The 22,071-nt window shown below is 43.5% G+C and carries 16 protein-coding genes; 2 read left to right on the top strand and 14 right to left on the bottom strand.

Features of this window, described 5'->3' with window-relative positions:
* From FW774_RS03790 to rsmI, 5 genes are all read right to left on the bottom strand, one after another.
* A complete protein-coding gene (locus FW774_RS03790; protein ID WP_187774795.1) occupies positions 1-792 on the bottom strand; it encodes a polysaccharide biosynthesis/export family protein in 792 nt (263 codons plus the stop codon).
* Positions 793-1,215: 423 nt separating this feature from the next.
* On the bottom strand, positions 1,216-1,659 hold the full coding sequence (locus FW774_RS03785; protein WP_149346797.1) for a PepSY-like domain-containing protein: 444 nt from the start codon (positions 1,657-1,659) through the stop codon (positions 1,216-1,218).
* Between the two features lie 84 nt (positions 1,660-1,743).
* Positions 1,744-3,357, bottom strand: a complete 1,614-nt coding sequence (gene lnt / locus FW774_RS03780) for an apolipoprotein N-acyltransferase (protein ID WP_149346796.1) — start codon at positions 3,355-3,357, stop codon at positions 1,744-1,746.
* Positions 3,358-3,363: 6 nt separating this feature from the next.
* On the bottom strand, positions 3,364-3,972 hold the full coding sequence (locus FW774_RS03775) for a PH domain-containing protein (protein WP_149346795.1): 609 nt from the start codon (positions 3,970-3,972) through the stop codon (positions 3,364-3,366).
* A 148-nt stretch (positions 3,973-4,120) separates the two neighbouring features.
* Complete coding sequence (gene rsmI / locus FW774_RS03770; protein WP_149346794.1) at positions 4,121-4,807, bottom strand: 16S rRNA (cytidine(1402)-2'-O)-methyltransferase; 687 nt, start codon at positions 4,805-4,807, stop codon at positions 4,121-4,123.
* Between the two features lie 97 nt (positions 4,808-4,904).
* Here rsmI and serS point away from each other — a divergent pair, with 97 nt between their 5' ends.
* Positions 4,905-6,176: a serine--tRNA ligase gene (gene serS / locus FW774_RS03765; RefSeq protein ID WP_149346793.1), complete on the top strand. Its 1,272-nt coding sequence runs from the start codon at positions 4,905-4,907 to the stop codon at positions 6,174-6,176.
* Positions 6,177-6,372: 196 nt separating this feature from the next.
* On the opposite strand, the gene FW774_RS03760 is transcribed toward serS, so the two are convergent.
* Together FW774_RS03760 and FW774_RS03755 are read right to left on the bottom strand one after the other, a co-directional pair.
* A complete protein-coding gene (locus FW774_RS03760; protein ID WP_149346792.1) occupies positions 6,373-7,605 on the bottom strand; it encodes a glycoside hydrolase family 27 protein in 1,233 nt (410 codons plus the stop codon).
* Between the two features lie 160 nt (positions 7,606-7,765).
* A complete protein-coding gene (locus FW774_RS03755) occupies positions 7,766-8,116 on the bottom strand; it encodes a HesB/IscA family protein (RefSeq protein WP_149346791.1) in 351 nt (116 codons plus the stop codon).
* Between the two features lie 86 nt (positions 8,117-8,202).
* Between FW774_RS03755 and FW774_RS03750 the strand changes: the two genes are divergently transcribed.
* Positions 8,203-8,733: a hypothetical protein gene (locus FW774_RS03750; RefSeq protein ID WP_149346790.1), complete on the top strand. Its 531-nt coding sequence runs from the start codon at positions 8,203-8,205 to the stop codon at positions 8,731-8,733.
* 21 nt (positions 8,734-8,754) lie between these two features.
* On the opposite strand, the gene FW774_RS03745 is transcribed toward FW774_RS03750, so the two are convergent.
* The 7 genes from FW774_RS03745 to FW774_RS03715 all read right to left on the bottom strand — a co-directional run bounded on the left by FW774_RS03745 (position 8,755) and on the right by FW774_RS03715 (position 22,014).
* A complete protein-coding gene (locus tag FW774_RS03745; RefSeq protein WP_149346789.1) occupies positions 8,755-9,960 on the bottom strand; it encodes a PepSY-associated TM helix domain-containing protein in 1,206 nt (401 codons plus the stop codon).
* Positions 9,961-9,963: 3 nt separating this feature from the next.
* The gene (locus FW774_RS03740; RefSeq protein WP_149346788.1) at positions 9,964-12,393 is read right to left on the bottom strand and encodes a TonB-dependent receptor; all 2,430 of its coding nucleotides are present in this window, start codon (positions 12,391-12,393) and stop codon (positions 9,964-9,966) included.
* 213 nt (positions 12,394-12,606) lie between these two features.
* Positions 12,607-13,938, bottom strand: coding sequence for a polysaccharide lyase family 1 protein (locus tag FW774_RS03735; protein ID WP_149346787.1), 1,332 nt, complete (start codon positions 13,936-13,938; stop codon positions 12,607-12,609).
* Between the two features lie 5 nt (positions 13,939-13,943).
* A complete protein-coding gene (locus FW774_RS03730) occupies positions 13,944-15,404 on the bottom strand; it encodes a pectate lyase (protein WP_149346786.1) in 1,461 nt (486 codons plus the stop codon).
* A 62-nt stretch (positions 15,405-15,466) separates the two neighbouring features.
* A complete protein-coding gene (locus FW774_RS03725; protein WP_149346785.1) occupies positions 15,467-17,026 on the bottom strand; it encodes a fibronectin type III domain-containing protein in 1,560 nt (519 codons plus the stop codon).
* A gap of 11 nt (positions 17,027-17,037) precedes the next feature.
* Positions 17,038-18,813, bottom strand: a complete 1,776-nt coding sequence (locus FW774_RS03720) for a RagB/SusD family nutrient uptake outer membrane protein (protein ID WP_149346784.1) — start codon at positions 18,811-18,813, stop codon at positions 17,038-17,040.
* Between the two features lie 12 nt (positions 18,814-18,825).
* Positions 18,826-22,014: a SusC/RagA family TonB-linked outer membrane protein gene (locus FW774_RS03715; RefSeq protein ID WP_149346783.1), complete on the bottom strand. Its 3,189-nt coding sequence runs from the start codon at positions 22,012-22,014 to the stop codon at positions 18,826-18,828.
* Between the last annotated feature and the right edge of the window lie 57 nt (positions 22,015-22,071).

The raw sequence follows: 22,071 nt of genomic DNA, 5'->3' as shown, positions 1-22,071 counted from the left end.
TTATTTGGAAAGGGTATAAATTAATATGAAACTGTTCACCAGGGTAAGCCCGATACCCAGGAAAGAAGTGGCCGGGTTCAGCTGATCTAAGGCATTGAAGATCGATTTGGGCTTAGCATAGATAATATCGTTGTTCTGGAGGTATAGCAAGGGATTTGCTACACTCCGGATATCTTCCAGGTTCACGGAGATGACCTGGGGATGTGCCCGGTCACCCCGGATGATCTTGATCTCCCGTTTGTTAGCCCGGTTGGTAAAGCCTCCGGCCTCGCTGATGATATCCACCAGGTGTATCTGATCTTTGTTTAAATTATAATTGCCTTGTTTGCTGAATTCCCCCAATAAAGAAACCTTTAAATTAGTAATGGTCAGGGTAATGATGGGGGATTTTAATAAGATGGATTGATAAAGTTTATTTAGCTGTTGTTCCGCTTCGGTTCGTTTCACTCCGCCCAGTTTGACCTTACCGACCACAGGTAGTACAACCGAGCTGTCATTTTCTACGCGGTACCCGTATTGTGTTTGCTGGCTGCCGTATGAAGAATTACTGCCGTTAAGTCCATTGATCAGATCGTCATCCTGTAGATTACGTATAAACAGCATGTCTCCCGGCTGGATAATTTGCTCTTTACTGGCCAGGCTATCGCGGCCTTTTTCAATGACATATACCGGTACGTTGGGTATGTTTTTATCATTTGGCGTATTAAACAATACATTCTTCCTGGAAGCACATGATGAAAAAAATAATACGGAGCACACTATCCCGATTATCGCGTCAATCTTTAAACTCATTGATGTTGCAGATGCTGATATCCCACTATAAACCGCTAAAATACAGGAAATAAATTGATTTGGTATAGAAATGTCATTTTTTTTAAAACAAATAGTTTGGAATATTGTAATGCGGGTTTTCTGTTGGTCGGTAAGTTTATAATTTGATAGAGTTATGGTCATAAGTTATCTCAAAAACTTATAATCTTATAGTCTCCTCAACCTGTCACGTGCTTGTCTTTAGGTAGTCTGCGAAAAAGCCCTCGCCAAGAGTGCCAAGGGTTTCTCTCTTTGTGAGCTTTGCGTGAAAAAGCTTTGCGGGCTTTGCGTGAAAAAAGTCTCACGCCAGAACGCCAAGGTTATCACGCTAAAAACGCCAAGGATTCTCTCTTCGCAAGCTTTGCGTGAAAACCTCTGCGAGCTTAGCGTGAGATACACAACGAATTAATCATTGATACTTTTAATCAGCTTGCCATTGGCGGAGTACCATAAGGTTTTATCCGGAGTACCATCGATGTCTACCTTGTAGCTGATCTTACCGTCCGATTCGATGCGTTCCACATCGTCAATCCTAGCCTTGGGGTAATTGGCTTTTACATGACTGGTAATGCTTGCCGGAAGCGTGGATCTGGCAATATCCCGTTGCTGAGACCGCACCTTTCCTGTCGGGGCTATCAGCATCTTATGATCTACGCGACCGATATCAAAGGAAACCTCGTAGTTTACGCCTTTCTTTTCCCAATCAATGTCTGTTGCATTGGGATAAGCCTTATTCAATGTATTTTTTACTACAGCCGGAACATCGCTGGCATGAATATCCTGTGCATAACCTGAAACCGCAACTCCGCCCAGGAAGCATACGGTTACCCAAATCTGTTTTAAATTCATATTCGCTTAAACAAATAAATGCTATTTGAGTTTGTTACAGCTATGTAAAGAAAGGCCCTGCACAATGCTAACTTAAAACATAGCCTACCACTTAAAACTTCTTTTCCTCACGTTTAACAGCAGCAAAGCAGCAAACAGGCCACAGCCCAAACATCCCGCGAAAGCGATATAATCGCCGAATTTCACATAAAAGGTCAGTTCCTCGTTCAGATTGATATCCTGTTTTAATGCTTTAGCAGTCCACCATTTAGTGCGTTGTACAATATCGCCACGCTGGTTAATAAAGGCTGAAATTCCGGTATTGGCAGAGCGGGCTACCCAGCGCCGCGTTTCTATGGCCCGCAGCTTGGCATATTCCAGGTGCTGGTCTTTGCCGGATGTGTTTCCCCACCAGCCATCATTGGTAATAATGGCAATGAACTGTGCGCCTTTGCTAACGTACTGCGCCACGTAAGCGCCCCAAATGGATTCGTAACAAATTACAGGTGCCGCCCCGATACCGCTTTGCGCAAAAAACACCGAAGGTTCCGGCTGACTGCCGTAGCTGCCTGTAGTGCCGCCAAAACCGGCAAATACCGGTTTCAAAAAAGCCAGCGCCTTGGCAAAAGGCAATTGCTCTACACCCGGAACCAGCTTGGATTTATGATAAAAATCAACGTGTGCCGAGTTTTCTATCTGGATGGCGGCGTTGAAGCTATCGTAATACATGCCGGAGTTGGCGTCAAAATTGGCGGTAAGCGTTTTGGCTGTGTTGTATAAGGTATAGCTGGAGATGCCCGATATGACGTTGCCATTTTTATATTGCTGCAAAAAGTTCTGCACTGTCCTGAAATTCAGGTCGTATCGTATCTTATCCTCATCGGTGTACTGTGGAATAGCCGTTTCGGGCCAGATAAAATATTCGGTATTCACCTGTGCCACAGAATCCGATAATCGGATAAGATTTTGAACCTGTTCGGCAGTAGATAAATGCCCGAACTTTTCGTAAGGGTCTACATTGGGCTGAACCACCACTACATTTGAAGGGTCTTCTTTTTCGCGGTAGCTGAAATACATGGCCAGCGATATGCCTGCCGGGATGATTATGAGGGCCACCGGAGCGATAAACCGTTTCCACGTTTTCCGGGGACTTAACAGCGCTTCATACAGCAGGATATTGACCAGCAGTATCCAAAGCGTGCCGCCGTAAACGCCGGTAATGCTGTACCACTGCGCCAACTGGTGGAATTGCGCCAGCCCGTTGCCGAGATTCATCCAGGGGAAGGCCAGATCCCAGCTCTGATGCAGGTATTCATAACCTATCCAGAAACAAACTAAACCGATATAGCTTGTTACCTTGCCGGTAACCCGGCGCAGGCGGTAATATAACCAGAACGCCAGCGCCATGAGCACGGCTGCCAATCCGAAAGGAATCAGTGAAATGAGCAGGGCCACCCAGGTTGGCATTACGGCATCCATGGCGTTAAATACCCAATAGATACATGCTGTATTCCACACAAAAAAGGACAGAAAGGTTATTCCAAATACCTGTTTCCCCTTTTTTTGACCATCCCATTGCAGGATATCCTCAACCACACTTAAGAGCGGAATAAAGCCTATAAGCAGTAACAGTGCCGTGTAGGGCATCGGCGGCCAGGCCAGCCAAAGTAAAAAAGCGCTGAGGAGCGCTTTTGCATACCGGGAATTTTTAAATGTCATGAGCGGCTACAGTTGCGATAGGATATCGGCTTTTTTAGCTTCGTATTCTTCGCCAGTGATCAGTTGCTTTTCGTACAGCATTTTAAGACGCTGTAATTTCTGCGTCACCTCGTCGGCCGGTTCAGGTTCTTCAACAACCGGCGGTTTTACAGGTTCTGGCTGCACATTAACCGCTACCGGCGGAACACTTGCCTTTTTATCTTCCATTTCCTGCTGACGTGCAGCTTCACGCTGATTTTCAAGCTGCTGGTTTGAAAACTGGTACAGCTTACGGGCTTGCACTTTAGGGATGTAATCAATGGTCAGGTTTTCACCCTTTAAGGGGATGGCGGTAAATTTGGCTCCAAAAAATTCCTCCTTAAAGGCCACTTCCTTGATATCTTTCCAGAGAAAAATCTCAAAGTTGGTCGTGAGTCCCAGGTTGCCGGGGATACAAAAGATAATGCGTTTGCTGGTTAGCACAATGGCGTCGGGGATGAGATTAGCCACGGGCTTTTTCTGCACTGCCAGGTACACCAGATCTTCTCCGGATGTCAGCATATCCTGAACCTTGGTCAGCACCTTTTCTGCTGTCTTGGCATCCTGTTCGTCGGTTAAAAAACGGTCTATATTCATTGCTAAAAGTCAAAATTAAAAAATCAAAAGTCAAAAAACTACAGGTATCTTCGTTATTAAAAGTTGAGCGAAGCGAAATCCCGACGCTTCGGGACCAAAAGTTAAAATTAAAAAGTCAAAAACAGAAACGGGACTCTATCATTGAAAGCTACTCTTTTACACTACCTTTTCCGGCCACACAAATTACAAATTCTCCTTTTAAGGTATTGTTTTCAAAATGTGATTTTATATCTGCCAGGCTGCCCCGTACAGTTTCCTCAAAAAGTTTGGTCAGCTCACGCGATACTGATGCCGGGCGGTTATCGCCAAAGTATTGTATAAATTCAGTTAGTGTTTTTAACAGCCGATGGGGCGATTCGTAAAAAATCATGGTTCGTTCTTCGTGCTCCAGCTGTTTGAGCCGGGTCTGGCGTCCTTTTTTTACGGGGAGAAATCCCTCAAACGTAAAACGGTCTGAAGGCAAGCCCGAATTAACCAAAGCAGGCACAAAGGCCGTTGCTCCGGGCAGGCATTCTACGGCAATATCATTTCTTATGGCTTCACGAACAAGGAAAAAACCGGGATCGGAGATGGCCGGCGTTCCGGCGTCAGACATCAGGGCAACGGTTTTACCTTCGCTTAAAAAACGGATGATCTCTTTTGCGGACTGGTGTTCGTTATGCTGGTGGTGCGCCAGTATTTTTTTGTCGATGCCCAGGTGCTTTAGCAGTAAGCTGCTGGTGCGGGTATCTTCGGCCAACAGCACATCAGCCTCTTTTAGCAGGCGTATGGCCCGCAGGGTAATATCTTCCAGGTTGCCGATAGGTGTAGGTATTAAATACAGTTTACCGCTCATGTATGGCTGTTTTTCGCTTGCAAATCAGTCAAATTACGAAATCGTAACCTGTAATTCGCAATTCAGTTATATCTTTGCCTTGCCAAAATTTATTAGCATGCTGCAAGTTAATTATATCCGCGAAAATAGGGAGAAAGTTTTAGAGCGTTTAGCTGTCAGGAATTTTAAACAGCCGGAACTGGTTGATGAACTGTTACAGGTTGACGAAAAACGCCGCCAGGTTCAGACTAAGCTGGATGCCATATCCGCGGAAGCGAATGCCACCGCAAAACAAATTGGCGAATTAATGCGCAAAGGTGAAAAGCAACAGGCTGAACAGCTGAAAGCGAACAGCGGTGCTTATAAAGAACAAACCAAAACACTGGCGGATGAGCTTCAGCAGTTAGAGCAGCAATTGCAGCAGATTATTGTGCTGTTACCTAACCTGCCGCACAGTTCTGTTCCCAAAGGTATATCGGCTGATGATAACGAAGTGGCACTTGAGCATGGCGACAAACCTAATTTGCCTGAAAATGCTTTGCCTCACTGGGAGCTTGCCGCCAAATACGATATTATTGATTTTGAGCTGGGTAATAAGATCACCGGGGCCGGTTTCCCGGTTTACAAAGGAAAAGGTGCCAGGTTGCAGCGGGCTTTAATTAATTTCTTTCTGGATAATGCCGGAAAACAAGGCTACCGCGAAATACAGCCGCCTGTAGTAGTTAATGAGGATTCTGGGTTTGGTACAGGGCAGCTTCCCGATAAGGAAGGCCAGATGTATCATATCGGTGTGGATAATTTATACCTCATTCCTACCGCCGAAGTACCCATTACCAACCTGTACCGGGATGTGATTGTGAAAGAGGAAGAATTGCCCATCCGGAATTGTGGTTATACGCCCTGCTTTCGTCGTGAGGCCGGTTCGTATGGCGCTCATGTTCGTGGGTTAAATCGCCTGCACCAGTTTGATAAGGTTGAAATTGTTCAGATTGCGCACCCCGATAGCTCTTACCAAGTGCTGGAAGAGATGAGCAGCTATGTGCAGTCGTTGCTTCAGGCGTTGAAGCTGCCATACCGTGTGCTAAGCCTTTGTGGTGGCGATATGGGCTTTACCTCAGCCAAAACCTACGATATGGAAGTATGGTGTGCCGCACAGAAACGCTGGCTGGAAGTTTCATCGGTTTCTAATTTTGAGACCTACCAGGCCAACCGCTTAAAGCTGCGGTTTAAGGGTAAAGAAGGCAAACCCCAGTTAGCGCATACGCTTAACGGAAGCGCCCTGGCCCTGCCGCGTATCGTGGCATCGTTGCTGGAAAACAACCAGACTGACCAGGGGATTAAGATTCCGGCTGCCTTAGTGCCGTATACCGGTTTTGAGTATATTGACTGAGTTGTTTCACACCAAGCCCACGAAAGTTTTACGCGAAGTTCGCAAAGAGAAACAATCATCGCTGGTCAGGATTTGTAATCCTGACCCTGTTAGTGCCGGATTTTAAATCCGGGGTTATGGCCACCGGGATTGCAAATCCCGATGAGCAAAGCGAGAGCTTTTTTACGCAAAGTTTACAACGAGAAACGATTAGACCTTAATCTGCCTTTACCGTAATAAACAACCCTGAGTGTGGGTTTACCGTTGCCGAAAAGCTGTTGTTAAAACTGCCGAGCTTTTTACCTGCATATACATCGCTGATTTGTTTTTTGCCGGTTAAGCCTAGGTCCGTCCAGCTGAGGGTAATGGGCTTAGCGACTGCATTATCCCGGTTTAAAAGGAGTACCGCGTAACTGCCGTCTTTAAGCTTCTTAGCCCACAATTCGGCGTTATCTTCCGATTTAATTTTCTTTCCCTGCTCGGTAGGATCCTGGTTAATGGCTATTGCCTGTTTATTGGTTATGATGCTTAACTCTTCACTGGTCATGTTGCGGGGATCGTTACCCAGCATAAGCGGCGAAGTCATGATGCACCACAGTGCAAAATGAGCTTTTTGTTCCTCATAAGTAAGTCCCTGGGCGCCGGTTACCAGCATGTCCGGGTCATTCCAGTAACCCGGTTTTGCATATTGGCTGTATTTGTTGTTCTTGTCGGCAACGGTCATTACACTGTTTACCTTCGGGTTGTCAAAAACGGCGCCTTTAGTTTGGTTTGATTTGATATCACCGGTAGTACGCCCCATATTGGTTAATTGGGGATACCAGTCATAAAAGCGGTATGCGCTGGCGCTGAAAAGGATCTTACGCCCGCTTTCTTTCAGCAGCTTGCTCCATTTGCTGTATGCCGTCAGGATATTTTTGCCTTCCGCATCCCAGCCTTTGTACCATCGCGGATCTTTTTTAGGATAATCCGGGTGTTCATCCAGCGAAAACCGGCAACGGTCTAATTTTACAAAATCCAGTCCCCAGTCTGTAAATTGTTTTGCCTGTACTTCTTCTACGCCCCAGCCGCCAACTTTATCGCAGCCACAATCGTGTGAGCCGGGCACTGTATGCAGCCCGAATTTGAATCCTTTGCTATGGGCATAATCGGCCAGAGCTTTCATCCCATGAGGGAATTTCTGCTTGTTTACCAATAGCTCTCCATTTTTACCCAGCACGGTATCCCGCCAGCCGCCGTCTACCACGATATATTCATAGCCCAGTTGCTTCATATTATGGGCCGCCATAGCATCAATAACTTCTTTAATAATTTTTTCATCAATACCGGCTTTGCCGAAATAATTCCAGCTGTTCCAGCCCATTGGCGGTGTTTTTGCCAACCCGTTATCCGGTTGTGCATAGGTTAACGTAAAAACAAAAGCAAACAGAAAAGTTAAAATGGCTTTCATACAATCGATCAGTTATTTTTCTATTGCAAGTTGCACGTTTTATCTGTTACAGACCTATCAATTTTTAGCTTTATGTTAGCATTTTTGTGTGCTATATTATAAAAAAATCCCGCATGAAAAGTATCCTGCAGGATTTTTATAAAAAGATATCAGGCTCGTGTTATACGGCAAAAGACGAACCGCAGCCACAGGTGCTGGTTGCATTGGGGTTATTAAACGTGAAACCACGGGCATTCAGTCCGTTTTGAAAATCTATTTCCATGCCCACCAGGTAAAGCCCGTGAGCCTTATTCATGTAGATCTTAATATCATCGATCATATATTCCTGGTCGCCGTCTTTCTTCTGGTCAAAGCCCAGCACGTAATTCATGCCTGAACAGCCACCGCCTTCCACACCCACGCGTAAGCCAAAATCTTCGTTAAGCTCCTGCTGGCTTCTTAATTTTCTAATCTCTGCCTTAGCTCCTTCTGTTAAAGTAACCGGAGCTGAGGTAAGGGTTGCAGTACTCATATTTCATCCTCTTTTGATCATGCAAATATAAGGTAAAATGCACATTTTTGTTTGCGTTAATTCTTTCATGACCATACGTTAACATAATGGATATCATCAGCTTTTTAATTGATACGTTAAAATATACCCTTGCCGGATTGGTTGTTTTTGGGGTAGGATACCTGGTATTGCGCCCATATATCCGGAAACAGGGACATATCCAGCTGCTGGAACTGAAAAAGGGAGCCCAGGCTCAACTGCTTCCTTTAAGGATACAGGCTTATGAGCGCCTGGTGATCTTTACCGAACGTATTAACCCGGTGAATATGCTTATCCGCCTGCATGTTAGCGGTATGAGCGCCCGCGAACTGCAAAATATGGTTATTACAGAGATCAGGAATGAGTACCAGCACAATATTGCCCAGCAGTTGTATGTAGGTGATGCGGCATGGGAAATGGTGAGAAAGCTAAAAGACGAGACCATTAACATGGTTAAGAATGCTGCGTTGGGATTGCCGGAAGATGCTTCGGGAACTGAGCTGAGCCGCACTATTTTGTCGCATCTGGCCAAACAGGAGGAAAGTCCGTACGATACGGCTTTGCTGATCATTAAACGGGATATGAGCCAGCTTTATTAAGCCTGAGTTGGGAGTTTAACATCAGGATGCACTGACAGCCTTACCAAAACGCAGGCGATGAATAACTCTTCGCTTTGAGCGCTTAGCGCTTTTCCTGCCTTTTCCGAGCCATATCAATAACCCGGTTACAGGCAGGCTGGCGGCTATCAGGCTGGCGCAGAAGGCAATGATTTTTCCGGGGAGACCGAGAATAGCGCCCACATGAATATCGTAATTCATGGAGATGAGTTTTTCGCCGGCGTTGCCGTCTTTGAAGTTTTCGCGGTTAAGCAGCTTACCGGTATATTGGTCAAATTGCAGCCCATCGGCATCGTAATAGGTTTCCTCATCGCGATAGCCGTATATATAGATAAGGCCTTCTTTTCCCGTTGCCGGAGATACTCCGATACGCTCTGCCTCCGGAAATGTGTTTTGAGCTGTTCTGAAAGCAATATCGAGCGGAGTTTTTACAGCAACCGCAGTGGTATCTGACTTTACTGTTTTATGCTGCGGAGGAGTCACCGATTGCGACGCAACCACATACACTGCGCTTTGAAACCAGCTGAATGCCCATACCAGCCCGGTGAAGGCAAGTATCAACGTTATCAGCATGGCATAAAAGCCAAGCACATTATGCAGATCGTAGTTTATACGCTTAAACTTCGCCGACCATTTGATGTTGAAGCTCTTTTGAATATTGGTTTTATTCCACTTCTTTGGCCACCATAAAATGAGGCCGCTTATCAGCATGATAACAAAAATAAACGTAGACCAGCCTACAATGGGCTGCCCATAGATAGTATTTAACAACAGGCTCCAGTGCAGGTATTTAATAACGGTAAAAAAATCATATTTATAATCTTTTATACCGGTAATTTCACCTGTATACGGGTTAACAAAAGCTGATTTATAATAATCAACTGTTCCGAAAAAGGTAAATGCTTTTTCATCGCCATCTTTATAGGCCATAAATTCCCAGGTACGGTCGGGACTGCGGTAGCTGGTAATAAAATTGGGGTAAACCTTACCGTCCAGTGCACCTTCTGCCCGCTGTAATAAGGTACTTAGCGGTAGCGTTTGCGCCTGTGCTGACGGTGGCTTGATAAAAAACAGATCACGCTCTACGGCTTCGCTGATCTCTTTTTGAAAAGCGAAGATGCAGCCCGTAATACTCACAATAAACACCACCAGCCCGGACGCTAATCCGAGCCAGAGGTGTATTTTGCCAACTGCCTTTTTAAAGGTCATCCATTAAAATTTATACCCTATAGAGAGCCTGAAATTAGTACCCGGCTCAGTTTGCCAGTAATAATAATCTTCATAGGGAGCTCCCATATACAAATATTTGTTCAGTATGTTATTAACATTTAACCCGATGTTCATGTTATCGTTTTGCCAGCTTATAGCACCATCTAAGCGGAAATAATCAGGCAATGATACATTTAACGGATTGATACCGCCCCAGTTACCGGCAACACGGTCTATCTGGTACTGGTAACCCAGCGAAATCCCTAAGCCCTTAAATTCGCTTTGGGTAACACGGTATGACAGCCAACCGTTGGTATTGTGCTTAGCATAGCTATCGATGCTGGCTCCTATATAGGCATCGCCACCATTTTCAGTAATTTTTGAATCCGTATAAGCATAATTGAAAATTAAGCTTAACCCGGTTGCAATTTCACCATGAAGATCAAACTCTATACCTTTTGCTTTAACCTGGCCAATTTGTATGGCGTAAGTACCAACCGGCTCTTCGTCTGTAATATGCTCCGGATTGGTATCCGTTCCCATAATATTGTTTTTTGTGATCTGATAAACTGACAACGTTGTATTCCAGTTACCACCAAACCAGTCTTTTTTAAGACCAAACTCTATACTGTTGCCTGTTAAAGGTTTTATCTTACCGCCACCATATACGCGGCCGGACTGTGGCAGGAATGTCTGATCATACAAGCCATAGAATGAGGTTTGCTTATCGATAGACACGCTTAGGCCAACCCGTGGTGTAAGTTTAGAATCGTTTGTTTCTGGACTATAGCCATCAAATTGCTTTAAGGTTGAATAACGACCTGCCAGTGTTAAACGTATCCTGTTTTCCAGGAAGCCTAATTCATCCTGAAGATACAAACCGGTATAATTCTCATAATTCATACTTGCACCGGCACGTTGCCTCAGACTTTTGCTGCGATCGTACGTTAAGATAGAATCTGGTGGAACCTGTCCATAAGCAGGATTGTAAATATTAAACAGCGAGCCGTCTGCATTTCTTAATAAGAAACTCTGGCTCCAATCTCCCAGATATTGCTTATTGCTCATATCTAACCCCGCCAGGATTTTATGGCTAACAGCACCAGTGCCTACATTTCCGTTTAAAAATACCTGACCTAACTTATTTTGCCCCCATGCATCCCATACATTTATGCTGCGACGAATATCTCCGTTAATGGCAGCACCCGATACTGCTATATTGCCATTATCATCATATATACTGCTTGCCCAGGTAGAGCTTCCCTTCTGTGAGAAAGTTAAATAGGCCAGTTGTGCCGTAAATTTCCAGTTTTCGTTAAGCTGGTGATTAAATGTCAGGAAAGCGCTGTGATCATTAATTTTGGTAGGGTCAATATTGGGTTCAAGTAATGATAGGTCACGATCTGTGGTTGCATATCCATTAGCACCAAATACGTAGGCCGAACCCAGTAATGGTACTTGTGAGAACTGATAAGTATATTCGCCTGTAATGGATGTTTTATCATTTATTTTATAGGTGATCACCGGGGCAAGTGTATACCGGTTATTATAATCGTATTGCCGGTGCGAGCCTTTAAGCATACCCATTACATTTAAACGGTACAATAATTTACCATTGCTGCTTAATTTTCCATCCAGGTCAACTGTACTGCGATAGGTATCAAAACTGCCTAACGAGAGGGTAGCTTCGCCTTTGGTTTCGCCGGTAGGCTTTTTGGTAACCACGTTGTAAAAACCGGCAGGCTCGCCATTACCAAGCATAAATCCGGCCGGGCCTTTTACAAATTCAATACGTTCAACAAAGCTCATATCTTCGGTGAGCGGCCCCCAGGGCATGGTTACATTCATCCCGTTACGGAAGGCCTGAATATTGGCGCCACGCATGGTTACACGGGCGTAGTTATCCCAATGTTCAGTACGCGATGCCCCGCTTACATTCCTGGTCACACCCTCTAACATATCAAAGATCTGCTGATCTTTAATAAGACCATTTGTTACTACCTGAACGTTCTGTGGCATTTCAAGAATTGGTTCATTGAGACGTAAAGAAGGCGAAGGTTTATCAACCTTGTACTTATTACGCACAGCCGATACCGTTACTTCCTTAAGCTGTTCTGCATTTTCGGTAAGTGTAAAATTAATAGTTTGACTTTGGTTAGCAGATAATGTGATGGTCTTTTCCTGAACTGCCAGGCCCACAGCCGATACGCGAAGCGTATAAGTTCCGGGTTTCACCTTTTTGAGCTCATAATAGCCCCTGGTATCGGTTATAGTACCCAACCCTTTGCCTTTTAGGCCTACAGATACAGCCTCGGCCGGCTGACCATCTGATGTGGAAATAGTTCCGGAAATAGTTCCGGTTTGTGCATAAACGCCTATTGCTGTAAATAACAGCATCAGCAGCGAATAAACAAAGTGTAATGATCTTTTCATTGAATTATGATATTAATTTGCAGTACGTGATATTATTTAGATTAAATCTAATTAAATTCGCTGCAAAGGAACGCATTGCACTTTATATTTGCAATAATTATTTAGCATTAATCTAAATTAACACGATGTGATTTACGCCAGGAGTGCCAAGGAATTCTTCTCTGTGAATGTTGTGTGAAAACCTCATGGGCCCTTTGGCACTAACGTGGGGTATCAGCCTGCTACATTTGTAAGGGGGACCAGGCTATTCAGGTAAACTTCAATATTATCGTAGTTTTTGTCTAAATCACGACCGTTTGCATTGGCTTTAGCGGGATCAAGCTTCATTTTTTTCTCCCAGACATCGGGCATACCGTCCCTGTCCGTATCAGCCGGAGCTGGTAGAGATTTTAATTCGGGCCAGCCACCTACATCATTCTGCGAATCTATCAGCCCGTTTTTATTGACTCCTGCGGTAGCCATCCCCAAGCGGGTTTCTTCTATGATGCGTTTATCCACAGCATCGCGGGTTATGCTGGCGCCGGCTTTGGCCAGTACATCTGTGTAGGCTTTGTGTGCTTTTTGCAGGCTGATAGCTGCTACCGGGAACGGTTTATCTGTGTATGTTGAATCGGTAGATTGACCGTGCTCATATTCTACGCCTTTCCAGTTGTCTGCGCTTACTTCTTTGCTCCCTTCCATTATATTGCCGGCAATGTAAAACTTCCCGTAAGGCGACCAGGGATTCATCATACGCTGGCGCTTGCTTTTGGATGTTGCCGGGCCGGGCTTGTAATAATTGTTTACCATGTTGTAACGTCCTTTTTCACCGCCGTAGCTGCTGTTTTGCCCCCAGTTAAAAATCACGTTATTACTGAAATCTACCAGCTCATCTTCGGGGTTCAGGGTAGTTGACGAGCCGCTGAAACGGGGATTGCGGCTGTTGTTGCATGCAATGAGGTTATGATGATAGCTGGCTCCCTCGCCACCCCAGATACCGCCATAACCGTGCGGCCCTTTGCTGTGCACGGAATGGTTCAGCGCCTCGGCAATAATACACCATTGCAGGGTAAAATTATGGTTCCGGTAAAAAGAAGCGCATTCATCTACCGACCAGCTCATGGAACAGTGATCGATAATAATGTCGCGATGGTTATGTGTACTATTGATGGCATCGTCTTCCTGCTTAGATTCATCGCCCAGGCGGAAACGGATGTAACGGATGATCACATTGTCGGCATCAATATGCGTGGTATAATTTTTCAGGCAAATACCATCGCCGGGAGCTGACTGACCGGCTATGGTGACATCACCGTTTTTAATGCTTAACGGAGATTGCAACGCAATTGTGCCTGAAACCGTGAAAACAATTATTCGCGGGCCGTTGGCTTTTACTGCTTCGCGTAAGCTGCCGGGGCCACTATCGTTCACGTTGGTTACCATCAACACTTTACCCCCACGACCACCGGTAGTATATTTCCCAAATCCTTCGGCCCCGGGAAAAGCCGGAACCTGTGCATATAAAACGTTAACAAACAGTGTTAACAGGAGAAAAATTGCTTTCATAATTATTATTGTGCCTGATTTTGGGTAATGTTTTTCACCAGGCTGTTCAGATATACTTCAATGTTATCATAGCCGGTGCTTAGATCGTGGCTATTGGCATTGGCTTTTTTCGGGTCGAGCTTATTGGCTGTTTCCCACTCATCGGGCATACCGTCGCCATCGGTATCAAGCGGCGCCGGCTGCGATTTTAATTCGGGCCAGCCGCCAGCGTCGGCTTGTGAGTCGATGATGCCCTTCCGGCCGGTTTTAGAACCACTGTAAGTTACTGTGCCGGTTTGAACTTCATTGACTATCCGGCTGTCTACTGCATCTCGTTTGAAACTGGCACCGGCATAACTTAAAACCAAAGCGAAAGCACTTTCTGCTGTTTGCCCGGTAATATTTTCATCAGTAAAAGGCGAGCTTACTTTTGAAAGGCTCATTGAAGCACCGGTTTTATAGGCTACGCCAGTCCAGTTATCGGCTGTTACCGACGTACTGCCGTTCATGTAATTACCACTAATAAAAAACTGCCCGTATCCTGGAGAAGCTACCGAATTATCAAAATAAACATCCAGCAAACGGGCTGTTTTACTGGTTGCTGTTCCCGGACCGGCTTTATAATAGTTGTTTACAATATTGTATTTACCATTTTCGCCGCCATAGCTGCTGTTGTCGCCCCAATTATATACTACGTTATTCCGGTAATCAACCAAATCGCCTCCATACGGCCCGGGGTCAATACCCGAACGTAAGCCGCCATTAAACCTTGGTAACCGGCTTAAATGATTAGCCAGCAGGTTATGATGGAAACTTGCATTAGTGCCACCCCAGATTGCCCCATAGCCATGATCATCTTTTTCGTGAAAGGATTTATTCAGGCTTTCTGAAAGCATACACCATTGCATGGTGAAGTTTTTATTGTTATAAAATGATGAGGTTTCATCAATAGACCAGCTCATGGAGCAATGATCAATAATGATATTCTGATGATTACGGCCCCAGAATGCGTCTGTTTCCTGCTGGGTTAAATCCCCGAGACGAAAACGCATATACCTTACGATCACATTATCGGCATCGATCTGTACTTCGTAATTCTGGATACAGATCCCATCGCCGGGAGCAGTTTGCCCGGCTATAGTTACGTCGCCATTTTTAATTTGTAAGCGGCTTTTTAGCTGAATATTCCCGGATACCTCAAAAACAATAATGCGGGCTCCGCTGGTATTGATGGCTTCGCGTAAGCTGCCTGAACCGGAGTCATTAAGGTTGGTTACTTTAATAACTTTGCCACCACGTCCACCGGTGGTATTCTTACCAAATCCTTCGGCTCCGGGAAAGGCGTAAGCGGTTTCTACAACCTGCACCGGCTTATCATTATTTTGATTATTACTTCCGCCGGTATCTTCTTTTTTAGATTTTTTACAAGAAAAAAAAGTTGTTAAAGCAAATACCAAAATAATCAAACTACAGTTGAGTCTTCGCATATATCCATATAATTAAAAAGGTGGTGTAAATGCACCACCTTTACTGACTAATCTTTATCTTATTAACGCCATCTTGCGGCGCCAATACCATTTAATTTTAAATCGTCATTACTTAATGTAAAATCGCCACTATCAGGAGATTTAAAGCCAGGGTCGAGGGTTGTACCATTAGCATCATTAATTTTAGATGTGGCTTCATTAATAAACTTGGGCGCATTGAAGTAATTGTTAGCAACCATAGCAACGACATGCGTTGCAGCCTGATCACTATAAAATGCCCCCGAGTTAGCTATAATATTTTTAGAAAAAGTAATTCCATGATTCGCTAAGCGGATATATAGCATACGGGATTTACCATCAGTAACCGGAATCTTATTAAAGGTGTTATTCGATATATTTATCACACTATTTATACTTGGGAAATTTGTTGATCCTCCTGCGTCCATACGGAAGATATCCCTGGCTGAACCAGCGCTACTGCTATTATAAACCGTATTGTTTTGGAAAAGGAATGTTTTTGCTATACCATTTCTAAAGTCAACAAAATCACCACCATCACATTTGATATCATGAATAATGTTATCACTATAGTTTACTGACTCTATCAGGGCTTTAACGTTTACATATATAATGCCTTTTACATAGTTTTTAATTTCACAACCCTGTACATTTAAATTGCCATACGCATTATCTGAAGCTTCATCATATATAATAGCCTGGTTATTATTTAACGCTCCTGTGCCATCAAGCACTACATCTTTTAACGCAAAAGCAGCGTTAGCCTTTATCCTGAAAACTGCCCCGGTAATAACCGGCCTATCTGTGGGCTTTGCACCTTTAATGGATATAGATTTACTAACAGTAATATCGGCATTAATGGTATAAGCTCCTGGTAACAGGGCAAAAGTCTCGCCTCCGGTGGCATTTGCAATTAATGTTGCTAAGTTATCTGTTGGAGAAACAGGGATCGCTCCGCCTAAATCTATTAAGGTAGTGAATGTTATGGTACCACGAACCTTAGTGCCATTCATTAGCTTAGCCGTATAGGTAGTTTCTCCGGTCAGGCCTGAAATAGTGGCTTCTCCGGCAGTAATTTCAGTGCTGGTAACCGTATGCGTAATATTTCCCGGCGTGAGCACTATAGAGGTTGCTGTTTCTCCTGCAGGCCAGTTCAGTGTAACCGAGTTTGCAGTTAGCTTATCCGGATCGACCGCCTGGAAGATTTGCTCTGCATCGGTAGCAAATGTAGCTGTTACCCATTTAGAGTCATCAATATTCTCACCAATAGCTTTTACTCTTACTGCGTATTGGGTTTCTCCAGCAAGACCAGTAACAGTGTAAGGTACCTGACTAAATGAAATATCAGAGATAGTTTTTACCGGCGAACCGGAAAAATCTACATTGTCAAAAATCTCTATGGTATAAGAATTAGCATTATTTACGGCTTTCCATGTCAACTTTACTCCTGTTTTATTAACTACCTGAGCAGTTAATCCAGTTGGAGAAAAGGCTCTATTGACGTTTAAGGTAGTTATTTCGGACAACACATCATCCTTACAACCGGATAAGCTTACTATACCAGCTAGGAAAGCGATAATTATATATATTTTGTTTGTATTCATAATAGTATGAATTAAAAGTTATAACCATTATTATTTAACATGCCGTTAGATGAATCTAAGAATGTTTGCCAGATCGGCCAGTACTGCTGTGTATCCGGGTTTCTCCGGAAAAGTGCATCCCAATAGGTAACAACATCTCCGTCAGAAGATAATTTCCATGATTTATTTGATGTATATCCTAACGAGGCGCCCTGTGCATCAGTATCGCCGTGGTTTAAGCCATAAATTTGTACGGTTTCTCCATCGGCGGCTGTTTTGTAATAAATTTTTGCAGGAAGGTCAGCATATTGGCCTTGCCTGTTTTCAAGCTGCTGCAATTTTGTTTTGGCCTCATTTAGTTTGGCGCTTAATAAATTCCAGCGAATCAGGTCGGACTTCCGTAACATTTCGCCGGTAAATTCCAAGGCTCTTTCGTTAACAATGGCATTGAAAAAGGTTGGTTTATCTGCTGTAACTTCAGACATATATTGAGCAACTTTTTCAGGATTGTTCGGGAAAGCCCTGTCCCGCACCTGTTTTAAGTACGGCGCTGCCGCGGTTGGGCCATCTAATTCATTGATCGCTTCCGCTGCCATTAACAGTACATCAGCGTAACGCATGTAAAGCCAGTTCAGACCATCATCATTAGTAGAAGTTACCCGCCTTGACATCCATTCGTAACGGTATTTTCCAAAATACCATTTATTTAAGTTAGTCGGAACCTGTACGCCGCTTGTCCATTCATAAGGAACACAGGTAACATCGCGACGAACATCGTCTTTATCATACTCATAAAACATAATGGGATTAGGTCCATTCGTACCGCCTTTGGCCTGTCCGGTATATTTATCGGTTGTAGTATGTTTAACACCTAAATCAAAAATCACCCTACCGCGGCCTTCGCTAAACGGGATTTCCCACATCGATTCCAAACCGGCTTTACCAGTTTCCTGATTTAAAGTTTTAAAAAGTTCTTCAAAACCAAGCAAGTGTAACTTCCCGCTTTGTATGATGTCCAGACATTCATTTTTTGCAATAGTATACATCTTTTCGCGGGCCAAATCAGGATCATTACTTAAACGAATACCATCCGGGCGTTGTCCGTATCCACCAGCAGCTAAGGCTATACGTGCTCTCATGCCTTTGGCAAACGCTTTATTTACACGCTCAACCGAAGTTGTGGTTGATGTTTCATTAGGCCAGGGTAGCAAATTGGCGGCCGAATCCAGATCAACAAGCAGTTGTTTATAAATAACGTCCCGATCACTTCGGGGCAGGTAAGCGGTAGCAGAAGTTACCGGCTCAAACCTGGCAGGCACATCTCCCCATGCTTTTACCAGGTCACTATACACTACAGCCCTTAAGGTTAGCATTTCGCCTAATATTTGCGCCAACTGCGGGTTGCTTTCAACATGTCCATAGGTTCTTAATCCTCTGATTGCTAAATTAGCCCGCTCAATGCCCTCATAAAGCTTTGCCCACACATTATCGTTTGTGTTCATTTGAGAGTTATTCACGTTGGTATTATAGTTTGATAACCGGGCCTTATCATCATCTACTGATTTTAAGCTGTTATATACCTCAGCATCCGTATTGATACCATAGTAAACTAAAAATCTGCCACGGTATGAGTTAGTTTCTGCAAATGATTGGATAACACCAGCAATGGCTCCTTCAGCCAAGCTGGGGGTAGAAAAAATAACCGATTCATCCAAAGATGATTTGGTAGGAGCTTCCAGCGTGTCTTTACAACTGCTTATAAAAGCAATCCCTGTAATTATGAATAATATATTGATGATCTTTTTCATTTCCTGACTCTATTAAAAGTTAACATTCAGACCGAATACATAAGATTTGCTTTTGGGGTAGGCTGAATAGTCTACACCCGGTGTAAGCGGTGTTTTGCGGCGGGTTGACACTTCCGGATCAAAGCCGGAATAATTGGTCCATAACCATAAATTATAACCCGAAGCATATATTCGTAAGCCTTTCATTTTCAATTTAGAAGATATGGCTTTAGGTAGCGTATAACCTAGCGTTATGGTGGATAAACGTAGAAAAGAACCATCTTCTACTGCCCAGTCGCTTAGAACAAACCGGCTCATATATGGCGACCACAGGGTTGTATTGGCATTCATGGCTTCAAGTTCGGCCGGATCATTGCTGATGGTACCATCGGCACGCAGGTTTGTCCAGCGATTGCCACTTGCCATCATCGCGATCATATTCCTGGAATTGTATTTACTGGTAGATGTATATTCAATTTTATTAGCATTATATACATCGTTACCATAGCTCCAGTTAAAATAAGCGCCTATATCAAATTGATAAATTCGTGACGTAATTGAAAAACCGCCGGTATGTAAGGGATTAGTATTACCTATAAAAGTTTTATCTGATTCATTTACTTTACCGTCGCCATCGTCAACAATGTCTTTTAATTTCATCGATCCGGGACGCACAGTACCGATAACCGGGCTATCATCTGCCACACCGGGTTTTAATGTCCATCTTCCGGTAGCTGAATCGTAGCCGCTAAAATCTGAAACCTCATATCTGCCATCGCTTTGGTAGCCATATATCCGTCCCACTGAAGCACCTGCTAATATCAGGTAATCCGTACCGATCTCAGACGATGCCCAATCTGATTTACCAGGAATATTTTCAAGTCCTCCGATCGAGATCACTTTATTTCTGTTAAAGTTAATGTTGGCATTCACTGACAGATCAAAGTTCTTTTTCCGGATAGCACTCCAATTCAAAGAAAACTCCAGGCCTTTATTTTCTGTTTCACCTATATTACGGAATTGGTTATCATAACCTGTTCCGGGCACCGGATAAAGAACAAGTAAATCTTTTGTTCGGTTAAGATAGGCATCAATTGTACCATTAAGCTTAGAATTCAGCAGTGAAAAATCAAACCCGACATTTCTGGTAACCGTAGTTTCCCATTTTAAATCGGGGTTAGCCATTGTTTTAGAAGGAGCCCAATAGTTATTATACCCGTTAACCCAGGAAGTAGTGGAGTTATTAAACGATTGTACCATCTGGCCTGAAGAAATATTATTATTACCTGCAGCACCATAACTGGCCCGTAATTTTAAATCAGCCAGCCAGGACTTAGTTCCTTCCATAAAACTTTCCTGCGAAATTCTCCATGCTCCCGAAACGGACGGGAAATATCCCCAACGGTTTCCTTTAGAAAATTTTGAAGATCCATCAGCCCTGAAAGTGGCGCTAAGCAAATATTTATCTTTATAACTGTAATTTGCTCTGCCAAAAAAAGACAATAGCTTATCATCAGGCAAAAAGTTATTATCTATAGAGTTTGCCAGCCCCTGGGTAGATAATCTCCTGGCATCATCGAAAGTAAACGATTCTGGAAATCCATGTACCACATCCGTTAATGTACCTTCTATGGTTTTAATATATTCCTCTCCCAATAAGAGGTTCAAACTATGATCTTTGTTTATATATTTCTTAAAATCGTAATTTAAGGTATTAGTATTTCTAAAGCTGTTGCGGCTGGTATTGGCAAAAATGACAGCAGGCAGATTTTGATAATCTCCAGCAGGAATGTTTTTTACATAGTAAGTGGTAGTACCGTAAAACCGGTCCTGATCATTTCTATAACCATCATAACCAACTTCTGAGCGGAGTTTCAGGTTTTTAACCACTTCGTAAGTAAGCGCACTATTTAAATTGTAGGTTTTACGATGGATATACTGATCATTATCTGAAATAGCCACTACCGGGTTGTACAGGTTAAAGCTGTCATCTGTTTCGTCCGAATTAGTTAGACCTGTTACCGGAAATGGTGGGTAGATCATGGCGTATTTTAAACGGGAATCTGCTGATGAAACTTCGTTTTGCTCATTGGCGCCACCTCCGTTTATTTTGGTGTCGGCATAACGTGCGCCAATATCCAGCGTAAGTTTGTCATACAATTTGTGATTTAGTTTGAAGTTGATATTTTGTCTTTCGTAGTTAGAAAGCAACATGATGGCTTTATCCTTAACAAAACTATGGCTCAGGCTGAATTTTGTTTTATCACTTCCACCACTAATGGTTAAGTTTTGATTGTACGTATTTCCTGTGCGGCCAAAAACAATATCCTGCCAATCATTAGGTTGTACGGTAGCGTATAAATCAATATCCTGGTAATTACCAAAATACTTGGTGTAATCATCTGTTTTATTTGTGGCAAGTAAAGAGCGCTCATATTGCCAGGTAGCGTAATCATACGGTGTTAATACGTCTATTTTCTTAGCAAGATTTCTTACCCCGGTAAATACATTATAGCTAACAGCTGTTTTACCTGTTTTACTGTTTTTGGTGGTAACCAAAACTACACCGTTTGCACCCCGTGAACCATAGATTGCGGTCGACGAAGCATCTTTTAAGACGTCAATAGATTCTATATCTGATGGAGCAATATCATCAATCGAGCTTACCGGGAATCCATCGACAATGTATAATGGTGAGTTATCCTGTGTAATGGATCCCCCTCCTCTCACCCGTACGGTCATTTCTGCATCGGGAGAACCTTCTGTTGTAGTGATATTTACTCCTGAAACGCGGCCTGCAATAGCTTCAAGGGCCGATGATACCGGTGCTGCCGATATTGTTTCAGCACTGACAGATGAAACTGCGCCTGTAAGATCTTTCTTTTTTACCGTGCCATATCCAATTACCACTACTTCATCTAACTGGCTGTTAGCGGTTTCCATTTTAATGGATAAATCGGATTTACCGGAAACCGAAACCTCCTGGGTTTTATATCCGATATATTTGATGACTAATACAGCATTTGAGGGCGCCGATAATTTAAATTTTCCATCAGCATCTGTAGACGTGCCTTTAGTAGTTCCTTTAATTGTAATGCTAACACCAATAAGCGGCTCGTTACTGGTTTTGTCTGTTACTTTACCTGTTACCTGCTGCGTTTGGGCATATACACCTGAAACGAGAAATAACAGCATACCGAAAAGAAGTAATACGTGTTTCATATTTATAATTGATTGATTAGCCGAAATACAGTTAACTGTAATTCTTACCTGATGTTT

This window comes from Pedobacter sp. BS3 (genome assembly GCF_008274585.1).
Classification (GTDB): domain Bacteria; phylum Bacteroidota; class Bacteroidia; order Sphingobacteriales; family Sphingobacteriaceae; genus Hufsiella_A.
Note: the sequence above shows the minus strand (reverse complement) of the source record. Positions and strands in the feature narration are given on the sequence as shown.

Bases quoted from the DNA above. Each gene is read 5' to 3' on its own strand.
- FW774_RS03790 (WP_187774795.1), bottom strand. From the start codon at position 792: ATGAGTTTAAAGATTGACGCGATAATCGGGATAGTGTGCTCCGTATTA.
- FW774_RS03785 (WP_149346797.1), bottom strand. From the start codon at position 1,659: ATGAATTTAAAACAGATTTGGGTAACCGTATGCTTCCTGGGCGGAGTT.
- lnt (WP_149346796.1), bottom strand. From the start codon at position 3,357: ATGACATTTAAAAATTCCCGGTATGCAAAAGCGCTCCTCAGCGCTTTT.
- FW774_RS03775 (WP_149346795.1), bottom strand. From the start codon at position 3,972: ATGAATATAGACCGTTTTTTAACCGACGAACAGGATGCCAAGACAGCA.
- rsmI (WP_149346794.1), bottom strand. From the start codon at position 4,807: ATGAGCGGTAAACTGTATTTAATACCTACACCTATCGGCAACCTGGAA.
- serS (WP_149346793.1), top strand. From the start codon at position 4,905: ATGCTGCAAGTTAATTATATCCGCGAAAATAGGGAGAAAGTTTTAGAG.
- FW774_RS03760 (WP_149346792.1), bottom strand. From the start codon at position 7,605: ATGAAAGCCATTTTAACTTTTCTGTTTGCTTTTGTTTTTACGTTAACC.
- FW774_RS03755 (WP_149346791.1), bottom strand. From the start codon at position 8,116: ATGAGTACTGCAACCCTTACCTCAGCTCCGGTTACTTTAACAGAAGGA.
- FW774_RS03750 (WP_149346790.1), top strand. From the start codon at position 8,203: ATGGATATCATCAGCTTTTTAATTGATACGTTAAAATATACCCTTGCC.
- FW774_RS03745 (WP_149346789.1), bottom strand. From the start codon at position 9,960: ATGACCTTTAAAAAGGCAGTTGGCAAAATACACCTCTGGCTCGGATTA.
- FW774_RS03740 (WP_149346788.1), bottom strand. From the start codon at position 12,393: ATGAAAAGATCATTACACTTTGTTTATTCGCTGCTGATGCTGTTATTT.
- FW774_RS03735 (WP_149346787.1), bottom strand. From the start codon at position 13,938: ATGAAAGCAATTTTTCTCCTGTTAACACTGTTTGTTAACGTTTTATAT.
- FW774_RS03730 (WP_149346786.1), bottom strand. From the start codon at position 15,404: ATGCGAAGACTCAACTGTAGTTTGATTATTTTGGTATTTGCTTTAACA.
- FW774_RS03725 (WP_149346785.1), bottom strand. From the start codon at position 17,026: ATGAATACAAACAAAATATATATAATTATCGCTTTCCTAGCTGGTATA.
- FW774_RS03720 (WP_149346784.1), bottom strand. From the start codon at position 18,813: ATGAAAAAGATCATCAATATATTATTCATAATTACAGGGATTGCTTTT.
- FW774_RS03715 (WP_149346783.1), bottom strand. From the start codon at position 22,014: ATGAAACACGTATTACTTCTTTTCGGTATGCTGTTATTTCTCGTTTCA.